At 26.0% G+C, this 10,587-nt stretch carries 10 protein-coding genes and 1 pseudogene; 5 read left to right on the top strand and 6 right to left on the bottom strand.

Annotated elements, in window-relative coordinates:
- The 4 genes from QZ146_RS08420 to QZ146_RS08405 all read right to left on the bottom strand — a co-directional run.
- The coding region (locus QZ146_RS08420; RefSeq protein ID WP_295723552.1) for an N-acetylneuraminate synthase family protein at positions 1 to 570 on the bottom strand (570 nt) is incomplete at its 3' end.
- A gap of 105 nt (positions 571 to 675) precedes the next feature.
- Positions 676 to 2,118, bottom strand: a complete 1,443-nt coding sequence (locus tag QZ146_RS08415) for a DUF6056 family protein (RefSeq protein WP_295723549.1) — start codon at positions 2,116 to 2,118, stop codon at positions 676 to 678.
- Between the two features lie 32 nt (positions 2,119 to 2,150).
- The gene (locus QZ146_RS08410) at positions 2,151 to 2,345 is read right to left on the bottom strand and encodes a hypothetical protein (RefSeq protein ID WP_295723546.1); all 195 of its coding nucleotides are present in this window, start codon (positions 2,343 to 2,345) and stop codon (positions 2,151 to 2,153) included.
- 634 nt (positions 2,346 to 2,979) lie between these two features.
- Positions 2,980 to 3,189 carry a hypothetical protein gene (locus QZ146_RS08405; protein ID WP_295723543.1) on the bottom strand — a complete coding sequence of 70 codons (210 nt, stop codon included), beginning with the start codon at positions 3,187 to 3,189 and terminating at the stop codon, positions 2,980 to 2,982.
- Between the two features lie 376 nt (positions 3,190 to 3,565).
- Between QZ146_RS08405 and QZ146_RS08400 the strand changes: the two genes are divergently transcribed.
- The 4 genes from QZ146_RS08400 (at position 3,566) to QZ146_RS08385 (ending at position 7,007) form a co-directional block, all read left to right on the top strand.
- Complete coding sequence (locus QZ146_RS08400; protein WP_295723541.1) at positions 3,566 to 4,498, top strand: glycosyltransferase family 2 protein; 933 nt, start codon at positions 3,566 to 3,568, stop codon at positions 4,496 to 4,498.
- A gap of 2 nt (positions 4,499 to 4,500) precedes the next feature.
- The gene (locus QZ146_RS08395; protein WP_295723538.1) at positions 4,501 to 4,878 is read left to right on the top strand and encodes a GtrA family protein; all 378 of its coding nucleotides are present in this window, start codon (positions 4,501 to 4,503) and stop codon (positions 4,876 to 4,878) included.
- Between the two features lie 243 nt (positions 4,879 to 5,121).
- Positions 5,122 to 6,069, top strand: coding sequence for a Gfo/Idh/MocA family oxidoreductase (locus tag QZ146_RS08390; protein WP_295723536.1), 948 nt, complete (start codon positions 5,122 to 5,124; stop codon positions 6,067 to 6,069).
- Positions 6,054 to 7,007: a Gfo/Idh/MocA family oxidoreductase gene (locus QZ146_RS08385; RefSeq protein ID WP_295723534.1), complete on the top strand. Its 954-nt coding sequence runs from the start codon at positions 6,054 to 6,056 to the stop codon at positions 7,005 to 7,007. Before QZ146_RS08390 ends, QZ146_RS08385 begins: the two co-directional genes overlap by 16 nt.
- Positions 7,008 to 7,044: 37 nt before the next feature.
- On the opposite strand, the gene QZ146_RS08380 is transcribed toward QZ146_RS08385, so the two are convergent.
- The gene (locus tag QZ146_RS08380; RefSeq protein ID WP_295723531.1) at positions 7,045 to 7,737 is read right to left on the bottom strand and encodes a CatB-related O-acetyltransferase; all 693 of its coding nucleotides are present in this window, start codon (positions 7,735 to 7,737) and stop codon (positions 7,045 to 7,047) included.
- A gap of 502 nt (positions 7,738 to 8,239) precedes the next feature.
- Between QZ146_RS08380 and QZ146_RS08375 the strand changes: the two genes are divergently transcribed.
- Positions 8,240 to 9,670: a flippase gene (locus tag QZ146_RS08375; RefSeq protein ID WP_295723529.1), complete on the top strand. Its 1,431-nt coding sequence runs from the start codon at positions 8,240 to 8,242 to the stop codon at positions 9,668 to 9,670.
- A gap of 640 nt (positions 9,671 to 10,310) precedes the next feature.
- Here the strand turns inward: QZ146_RS08375 and QZ146_RS08370 are convergent.
- Positions 10,311 to 10,587, bottom strand: a pseudogene (locus tag QZ146_RS08370) (glucose-1-phosphate thymidylyltransferase); the annotation flags it as partial.

The following is a 10,587-nucleotide window of genomic DNA, read 5'->3' as shown; positions in this document are numbered from 1 at the left end:
AACATTGAATTCATTTTGTAAAGTTTTGATAAAATTAAGATTAGCTTCACTAAAAGAAGTAGGATAACCTGTTATACAATGTAAAATAATCAGATTATCTTTGTTTTCTATGAAATCATAGGTTTCCTTAATTTCATCCAATGTGGCCATTCCTGTTGATATAATCATTGGTTTATTAGTTTTTTGAACATAATCAATCAGTTCAAAATTATTTAATTCACCAGATCCTAATTTATACATGGGAACATCCAATTTTTCAAGTAAATCAACACTTTGAATGTCAAAGGGTGAAGAAATAAACTTGACATCATGTTTTGATGCATAGTCTTTTAATTGTTTAAAATCTTCAAAAGACAATTCTAATTTTTTTAGCATTTCTAATTGTGAATTTTCATTTGTGTTTCTTTCTTGATAAGTGGCTGTTTTAGCATTTTCAGTAACTAAATTTTCACTATTAAATGTTTGAAACTTAACAGCATCAACACCACATTCACTGGCAGATTTGATCATTTTTTTAGCAAGTTCAATGCTACCATTATGATTTACACCAATTTCTGCAATTATAAACATAGATTCACTATGAAACTTATTAGAAAACATTTTTAAAACCTATTTAATTATTAATAAATAATTTTCTCCAATTGAATATATTAACATTAGTATTTTATTAAAAACTTACAGGATAAAAATTGTTAAAACTAATACAAAAACATACTCCAATACTGCGAAAAAGCTAAAAAGAATAGTTAGTATAGATTCAACTTTTTTATCAATATTGTTTTCATGATATAACTTACTTATTAACATCAATATTAACATTATTAAAGTTATATAAAAATAAAATATAGTTCGTGCACCTGATGAGAAAACTTCCGGTGAAAAACCCATTATAAATCTGCTAATGAATCCCGCACCAAATAATATTAATGGAAATAATTTATTATCAAAATCTATTAATAACATTAAACAACTGCTTATCAGTAAATAAAAACAAATAGATAATGTTAATATAACTGGCCCATTAATTGAATTTGGCTCTCCACTATAATTAAATAAAATCATTGAATCATACAACGGATACAACATTGTTATAATATATTTAATACTTCCTAAAATCATTATAATCATATTATTATTACCAAATATTGCAATAAAATTTTTTGAATCCATTAACATTGAAATATCAAATAATATTTTGTATATCATTAAAAATGAAAAGAACAATATGTTAAAATATAAAAAGTATTTTAAATATTTATTTTGAGTTTTGAATAAAGCACATATACTAATTAAAATATAAAATATTGAGAAAATTAATTTATCAGTAAATAAAATATTTAAAGTAGGTACAATGCCCAAATATACTTTTTCTAATACTCCAAATGATGCAAACAGAGGTAATTTCACAAGTTGTTCATGATATCTTATTGAAGTCCCCGGACATGTATAAATAATTAATAATGATAAACTTGAAATTAAAATAAGTATTAAACAATATTTATTAATTTTTTTCTTTTGCATAATCGAATTAACTAAATATAAAGCACTAAATCCAAAAATAAGAGCACATGATTGTTCATGATTTACAGCATAAAACGAAGCCAATATAGAGATGATATAAGTTAGATAACTAGTTTTTTCACCATAATATTCATTAATTAATGGTATAAATGAAATCATACCTAATGAAAAAGGCCATATATAATTTAAAGTTGTAGCTAACCATCCCGCACTACCCATTTCATAAAAAGGATACATAAAAAATAATAATATTCCAAATATTACAATTTTCTTGTTATTTATCTTATTAACAAATTTAATAAGATAGTACACTCCAATTGTATAAAAAACAGAATCTAAAACTTTCCATATAATCAAATTTTGCCTTGCCAAAATCACAGAATTGGCATCAATAATTACTCTAGCAGTCCAATTATAATACCTATATTTTAAAAATTCAATTAAAGACATTTTAGATAAAATTTTTGAAAAATAAACATCATCAGAATAAAATCCCATGAACAAATGAATAGTTAAAACCAGACAAAAAAATATTAAATAAGGATAATAACTTTTTATATATTGAGATAATCTATTTTTAATAACAAATGTATTCATTTATACTCCTCAATTAGCTATATTTATTATTTTTACATGATAATCTTATATAACTTTTGATTGAAAAACATTACCTCTCTTTCAAAACTAGTATATTTAAAAATATCAATTGCAACATCATGACTCTTTTTTAAAATTCTAATCTCATCCAAAATCTTTTTCAAAACATGATTACTCACATACTTGTGAATTTTCTTTAAATTATGTATAGTTGATGTTCTAATCATTTCACTATGAACCCTCCCTCACCCATGATTCTTAACACCTCCGAAGTTCCTAGACCCAAATAAAATAGCAAAAAAACTTCGCCCTAATGACCTCGAAGTCAGAATAGAAGAAAAATTTAGCCTCTTCCACAGCAGGATTAATAGGTTCACGAAATTCACGCCTATCCTTATTTTTAGCACATAAATCTTTATAAAGACACTTATTACAATGATTACAAGCATATAACTTGGTTTTACGATTAACTTTTATTGTATGTATCCTGTCGGGTTAATAACATTCCAAAATGACAAATATACACATCCTCTTAAGGCAGATATAAAAAATTATACTTTTTAAAGGTTTCTTCAGTTATTTCATCTGACTCCAATTTCAATTTATTTTTAAAACATTGATAATCTTTTGACGTGCAGCAGCAAATCTATCTGGAATAATAACCAGAGCATCTGTATCATAGATTTCTTCAAGATGTTTAAGTTTCCATTAGCCATAGTCTGCACCTAAAACATAGTACACTGTTCCTAAGATATTGTTTAATTCTTTAACAAGGTTAATAATTTATTTCCATCATTGATGTTTTGTGTAACACAATTATTCATTATAAAACCGAATTTTGAATCAACTCCTACTTGGCAATTATAGTTTAATCCTATTAGTCCTTTTTTTATCTTCAATATGCCTATATTCTGAATCAACTGTGTTGACACTATTTTCTCCACCTATATTTTTCCCCATATGATTAAAATGTTTAAGAACGTTTTTAACTTTATTATCATTTATAAAATACTTTTTCAATAAATCAATAGTAGGAGGATTTAAAACCTTCTTAAAATCATCTAATATCAATTATAACTCTTTTACACACATATGATGACAGTAATTGTATTCACGTAGCATTTCCCAAATATAACCTTCACTATTTAAATATTCACCGTAATATTTTTTAATGAGCGATTCCAAATATATTAGTTGGGTCGGATACATCTTTTTTGATTATTACAGTTTGCTTTGATGAATGTACCCTCCATAGATGGTTTTACCTTCTATTAGACCTATATTAATGGAAAATTTTTTAATAAATTCATCAAACTCCCCAATTAAATCAGTATATTCCAAAATGAATGATCCAATAGTTGATTTTGATGGTTTAATACAGTTTAAACAAAATTAACTGCCCACTCATAATAAAAAACAAAGATAATAAATGGAGTTAACGAAATTAATGAAATTATTAAGCATAATTGTACCATGTTTTAATGAAGAAAATTCAATTAATTTATTTTATAATGAAATTAATGAAACTTTAAAAAATATTGATATTAATTATCAAATACTATTCATTGATGATGGATCTAATGATAATACCCTAACTACTATTAAAAAATTATCAATCAGATATAACAATATAAAATATATCTCATTTTCTAGAAATTTTGGTAAGGAATCTGCAATCTATGCAGGATTCCAATATAGTAAAAACTGCGATTATGTCGTTATCATGGATGTGGATTTACAGGATCCTCCAAGTTTACTGCCCGAAATGATTGATATAATTCAAAATAGTAATTATGACATTATTGCAACAAGACGAGTTTCAAGAAAAGGCGAACCCATCATTAGATCATATTTTGCTAGGTTATTTTATAAGATTATTAATAGAATTTCAAATTTAGAGTTAGCTGATGGTGTAAGAGATTATAGGATAATGACTAAAGAAGTTGCTAATTCCATTTTACAATTAACTGAATATAATAGATTTTCTAAAGGATTATTTTCATGGGTAGGGTTTAAAACTAAATGGGTAGAATATGAAAATATTGAAAGAAAAACTGATGAAAGTAGTTGGTCTTTTTGGGAATTGGTTAAATATTCAATTGAAGGAATTGTAGCTTTTTCAACATTGCCTCTTTCAATTTCAACATTTTTTGGAATATTAATTTCCATAATTGCCTTTTTTTTCATGATTTTTATAATAATTAGGAATCTATTATATGGCGACCCCGTTCAAGGATGGGCTTCAACTATTTGCATTATTCTATTATTAAGTGGAATTCAATTATTTTCTATTGGAATTTTAGGCAAATATTTAGAAAAAACCTATCTTGAAACAAAACATAGACCAATTTATATAATTAAAGAATTTAACATTGATTAAAAATGAAATTAGAAAAAGAACTATTTTTATATGTATTATTTGGGATTTTAACAACTATGATAAATATTATCTCCTACTTTGTCTTTACAAGAATAGCAGGAGTTAATTATCTTATTTCAAATATTATATCATGGATATTGTCTGTTTTATTTGCTTATTACACAAATAGAAAATGGGTCTTTGAGAGTAAGAATAACATAATTAAGGAAATCTTATTATTTTTTGGTGGAAGATTATTCTCTGGAATTTGCGATACCAGTCTTATGTATTTATTTATTGATATATTATCAATTAGTGATTCTACATCAAAAATAATCATTCAAATCATTGTTATAATATTAAACTATCTAATTAGTAAAATAATTGTTTTTAGAAATTGATTAAATAAAATAAATTAGCATTAAACTTATCATTAAATAAGTTTAATTAAATATAACACAAAAAAGTAATTATATAAAGTCAAATTTATCCAATTCTAAAAAATAATCAAATCATATTTCAAACGAAATGACCTCCAAATTGTCAAAGAATAACAACAAATATATTACATATAGTCATATCAAAATATTAATATAAAATATTTAATACCTTTCAATTTGTATCTAATATAAAGGAGTGAAAAAATGAAAAATATTGCAATTATTGGAGTGGGAGCACTCGGTAAAAGACATTTAGAATCAATGGTAAACTTACAAGAAAAGTATGATATTTATGCTGTTGAAATAAATGAAGAAATAATTCAAAGATTATCTAATGAATTTCCAAAAGTTAATTTTATTACAACTGTCGAAAAATTGCCTGAGGAATTAGAAATTGCGGTTATTGCAACTAATTCAAATATTAGACGACAACTATTTGAACAATTAATAAATCATTCAATAGTGAAAAATATTATTTTTGAAAAAGTATTATTCCAAAAAGAGGAAGATTACCATTTTGTAAATGAAAAATTAACTGAACACCACATTAATGCTTGGGTTAACTGTGCCAGAAGAGAATGGAATTCATATACCATTCTTGAAGAAGAATTGAAAACTTGTAATGAAATGTATATTTCTGCAATAGGCGGACAATGGGGAATTGGATGTAATGGAATACATATTCTTGATTTAATTGAATATCTCTCCGGAAATGAAATTGAATCAATAGACATATCCAATCTTGAAAACAAAATCATTGAAAGTAAAAGAAAAGGATTCTATGAATTTTTTGGTTCAATAACCGGAAAATGTGGAAAATGTAAACAATACAACCTCACCTGTATAAATAATTCAAATTTACCTTTCCGTATTGAAATAACTACGGAAAAATCAAGATACTTAATAGATGAAGGAAATAACAGTTTGCTAATATCAAATAATGAAACAAACTGGCAATGGAAACAAAAAGAATTTAAACAAGTTTTTCAAAGTCAAATGACTGAAAGAGTAATTACATCAATAATAAAAGATGGAACTTGTAATCTTCCTGATTACGAATCCTCAATGAAACTTCATCTTAAATATATTATCCCATTAATTGAATTTTTTAAATCTAATGGAATGGAGGGAAATTTATGTCCAATAACTTAAATGTGCTTCTTATCGGTGCAGGATATATGGGAAAAGAATATGGAAAAGTATTAAATGAGTTAAATGTTAATTATTCCGTCGTATGTAGAAGTGAAAAATCAGCATCAACATTTTATAACGAACTTGGAGTTAAACCTATATCCGGAGGAATAAATCATGCCCTAGAAGAAATTAATGAAAAACCCGATGTTGCAATTGTTGCTGTAAATGTTGAATTCCTTTCTTCTACAGTTATTACATTATTAAATTACGGTATTAGAAAAATACTTGTAGAAAAACCTGCTAAAAATGAAATTCAAAAAGTTTATGAAACAAGCAAAGATATGAATGCTGAAGTTTATGTAGCATATAACAGGAGATTTTATGCATCAACTGAGAAAGCTTTAGAAATTATATCACAAGATGGAGGAGTTTCATCTTTTAATTTTGAGTTTACTGAATGGGGATATAAAATTGAAAAAACATCTCATGCCCCTAAAGTAAAAGAAGAATGGTTATTGGCTAACTCAACTCATGTTATTGATCTTGCTTTCTTTTTAGGAGGTTATCCAAAAGAAATGTGTTCATTCCAATCTGGAAAACTTGACTGGCACACACGTGCAAGCAAATATGCTGGAGCAGGCATAACAGACGAAGAAATACTTTTTTCTTATCAAGCTAACTGGGATGCCCCCGGACGTTGGTCAGTGGAAATATTGACCAAAGAACATAGATTATTTTTTAGACCAATGGAAGAATTAGCAATACAAAACAGAGGATCTGTTGAAATAAAAAATATTGAAATAGACAATAAATTAGATATTGATTTTAAACCAGGATTATATAAACAAGTTAAAGCATTTTTATCTAAAGAAAAAGATAATAGATTAACAACTATTGACGAACAACTCAAACATATGAAATTTTATGAAAAAATAGACGGATTAAATAAAATTTAAAATAGTTTAGAGAAAGAAAATATAAAAAAAGATTAATTTAATCAACTTTCTCTAAAAATTCATTTACATCAACACCATCCAATAATTGAATATATTCAACTATTTTATCTAAATCCCAATCCCACCATTTTAATTTAATCAATCTATCAATAGTTTCATCATCAAAACGATATCGGATTATTTTTGCAGGAACCCCCCCAACAACCGCATAAGGAGGAACATCCGTTGTAACTAAAGAATTTGTACCTATAACTGCACCATCCCCAATAGTTATGCCTGACATTATAGTAACACTTTTTCCAATCCAAACATCATTACCTATCACACCATCTCCTTTAAAATATTTATGAGGATTAAAAGTAAATGTTGATGCAGAATCCATTCTATGCTTTTCACAACCACCAAAAACAGTTACATCATCTGAAATTGAGCAAAACTTACCTATTTTCAGTTTATTATTCGGACAAGCCCATTTAAAATTAAAATTTTTAGGTATACGTGTAAAATCACCAATTTCTACATGTTCATCTTTAAATTCTCTGACAATAGAAGTTAATAAAAACCATCTTATCCATTCCATTTTATCTTTTTTTAAAGTTATTTCCCCATAATTCTTTAATTTAATTGTGTGTTCTTCTTTAAGACCCATAAAGAACAAAATAGTTGAAATTGGATTTTTTGAAATTTTAAATACAATGATTCCATTTTTAAGTTTAGATAACAGTAACATGAATAATTATTTTTAATTAACTCTATTTATATATATATGGTTTATATGTTAATATAGCAGTATTATAATTCATTAGTAAAAAATTCATCATTAAATTCACAAGTTTCTATCAATTATTACTATCTAAACATTATATAGGAGCAAATACTTCAACGACCCCACCCTTACGAAGCATTCCACAAACCCAGAATTTTCTTCTAAAAAAATAGGTTTGATATTGCTATACTTTTAAGCATAATTTATTAATAATATACCCATATTATCAGTGAAACAATCATCAATTAATAACACCTTTAAATTATCAAAACCGATTATTTAGATTATTAATGAATTCATGACTCGTTTAATATCTTTTTGAGCCTTGAAAGTGAGTATAATTATTGAAATTCTATACTTATATACTCACCCTAAATTTTTAAATATAATTTTATTTATACTTAAATATATAACCTATTATTAAAATAGAATATTAATTAAATTAGATATATTAGAAGTTGAATTTATGAATCAAGTACAAACAATATTTAAAAATATGAGCTGGTTACTAGCATCCCAGATAATAGCTAGTGTTTTTGCTTTTATCTGGACTATTTTACTGGCCAGATACCTTGGTGTTAATGATTATGGCATTTTAGGATTTGCTATATCATTAACTGGCATTTTGAATATTATGGATGATTTGGGAATTGGCACTCATATTGTTCGCCATATTGCAACTGATTACGATTCCGCTCCAAAATATTTAGGAAATGCCCTGCCATTAAAATTAATTTTTGCATCTTTTAAGATAATAATAACTATAATATTATTAATTATAATGGGTGTAACTAAATTTACCCTAACAATCACATTATTATTTAGCATTGAATTAACATTTAAATCATATATTGGTCTTTTAAATGGATCTTTTCAGGCTTTTGAAGAAGGAAAATACCAGGGAATCGGAAATACAATAATGAACACCACTACATTACTATTCATTTTAATTTCAATTTACACCGATTTAGAACTTATAGGAGTAGCTTTTTCATATATTCTAGCAAATATTATTGCATTAACTTATGAATATCATGTATTAAATAAACATGTTGTCAAACCAAAATATGAACTTGATTTAGAATTCTGTAAAAAAATTACACTTTTATCACTTCCTTTTGCCGCAACAGCAATACTATACACACTATATTATTCTATAGATGTGGTTATGCTTGGGATAATGGTTGGAGACTATGCAACAGGAATATATAATGCAACCTATAAATTAATTTCAGTTTTAACATTATTTTATGGAATATACACCGCAGTTATTTTCCCAGTAATGAGCAGATACTTTGTAGACGATGAGTCAATGCTTCTTGTAAGTTTTGAAAAATCAATTAAATATCTGATGATGATTATTATCCCAATAGCAGTTGCAACAGTATGTTATTCAGCAGACATTATTCAGTTAATTTATGGTCACGAATATGATGCTGCCTCATCTGTTTTAATAATATTAATCTGGACAGTATGTTTATTATTCATCAGCGGTGCAGCAAATACTCTTTTAAATGCATCACACAAAGAAATTTCAGTAACAAAAATTTATGCAGCAGCTGCAATATTTAATATTATTTTAAACTTCTTTATGATTCCTCACTTTTCATATAACGGTGCTGCAATTACAACCGTTTTAAGTGATGTTTTAATTGTTACTCTACAATGTTATGTAATTTACAGATTAGGTCACAGACCAAACAAAAAACTATACTTTGATTTAACTAAAATTACTATAGGATCTGGAATTCTAGGAATTGCACTATACCTGTTAAAATTAAATATGTGGGTAGCACTTCCGGTGGGAATAATAATTTACTTTGCAATTATGTATTTATTAAGAGTATTTGATGATGATGACAAATATGTTATAAAAGAGATTTTAGGTAAGAATTGATTTAAATCCCTTTATAAATTAAAACCAGACAAAACTAATAGAATAGAAATTAACAAGGATTATAAGGTTCATTACTACATAAACATGTTTGTATAGAAAACCAAAAAATGAACCTTCCATTTAACAATATACTATATGTGATATGGATATAACTAAGATGAACTAAGAAAATTGCAGTTATATATAATAAAATTTACAATATATCGACAATTATTTAAATTATTTAGAATCAACAATTTTAAATATTTCACCTAACAAAGTATACTATTGGGTCTTTTAAATCACAATCTAAAGAATGTAACATTTTTATTTCAAATAAATGTACAATATCCTTTTATAATTAAGCAATTATGATTTAAAATGACCCATATTAATATAATCCAATATTAAAAATTACTATTTTAAAATAACAAAAAAATTAATAGAAAAATAACTAAAGTAGGGGATTTGAATTAATTTTACACTAAAAAATCGAGCATATTCTACTTCAAATCTGAAATAATTAACAATTACAATTAATTTTAGAAACAAATCCAAATCTTCAAAAATATCCATCTTACAATCATCCAAGATATTTTTCAAAACTTTATGTTTTAGGAAGCATCCGCAGTTATTATGTTTCCAACACACAATTGTAGCATTATTTACATTTTTTATTTTTATCCCGTATGATATGGTTCTGTTTTACCAATACTCTTGTATCGGAAGGTACGTCATCATATAATAAAACTCCTGAGCCTATAGTGGAGTTGTAACCTACTTTAACACCCGGTGAAAAACTTGAGTTGATACCGGTTTTTACAGCGTCTCCGATGATTGATCCCAGTTTACGTCTTCCGCTGTCAATCATCTGGTCTTTGATTTTTGTTTTTACATGCTGGTTGTCGAAACGAAGGTTTGCAATGTTTGTTCCGGCA

The organism is uncultured Methanobrevibacter sp. (genome assembly GCF_905235195.1).
In the GTDB taxonomy this organism is placed as follows: domain Archaea; phylum Methanobacteriota; class Methanobacteria; order Methanobacteriales; family Methanobacteriaceae; genus Methanarmilla.
This window is presented reverse-complemented; position numbering and strand designations above follow the sequence as displayed.

Bases quoted from the DNA above. Each gene is read 5' to 3' on its own strand.
- QZ146_RS08415 (WP_295723549.1), bottom strand. From the start codon at position 2,118: ATGAATACATTTGTTATTAAAAATAGATTATCTCAATATATAAAAAGT.
- QZ146_RS08410 (WP_295723546.1), bottom strand. From the start codon at position 2,345: ATGATTAGAACATCAACTATACATAATTTAAAGAAAATTCACAAGTAT.
- QZ146_RS08400 (WP_295723541.1), top strand. From the start codon at position 3,566: ATGAAATTATTAAGCATAATTGTACCATGTTTTAATGAAGAAAATTCA.
- QZ146_RS08395 (WP_295723538.1), top strand. From the start codon at position 4,501: ATGAAATTAGAAAAAGAACTATTTTTATATGTATTATTTGGGATTTTA.
- QZ146_RS08390 (WP_295723536.1), top strand. From the start codon at position 5,122: ATGAAAAATATTGCAATTATTGGAGTGGGAGCACTCGGTAAAAGACAT.
- QZ146_RS08385 (WP_295723534.1), top strand. From the start codon at position 6,054: ATGTCCAATAACTTAAATGTGCTTCTTATCGGTGCAGGATATATGGGA.
- QZ146_RS08380 (WP_295723531.1), bottom strand. From the start codon at position 7,737: ATGTTACTGTTATCTAAACTTAAAAATGGAATCATTGTATTTAAAATT.
- QZ146_RS08375 (WP_295723529.1), top strand. From the start codon at position 8,240: ATGAATCAAGTACAAACAATATTTAAAAATATGAGCTGGTTACTAGCA.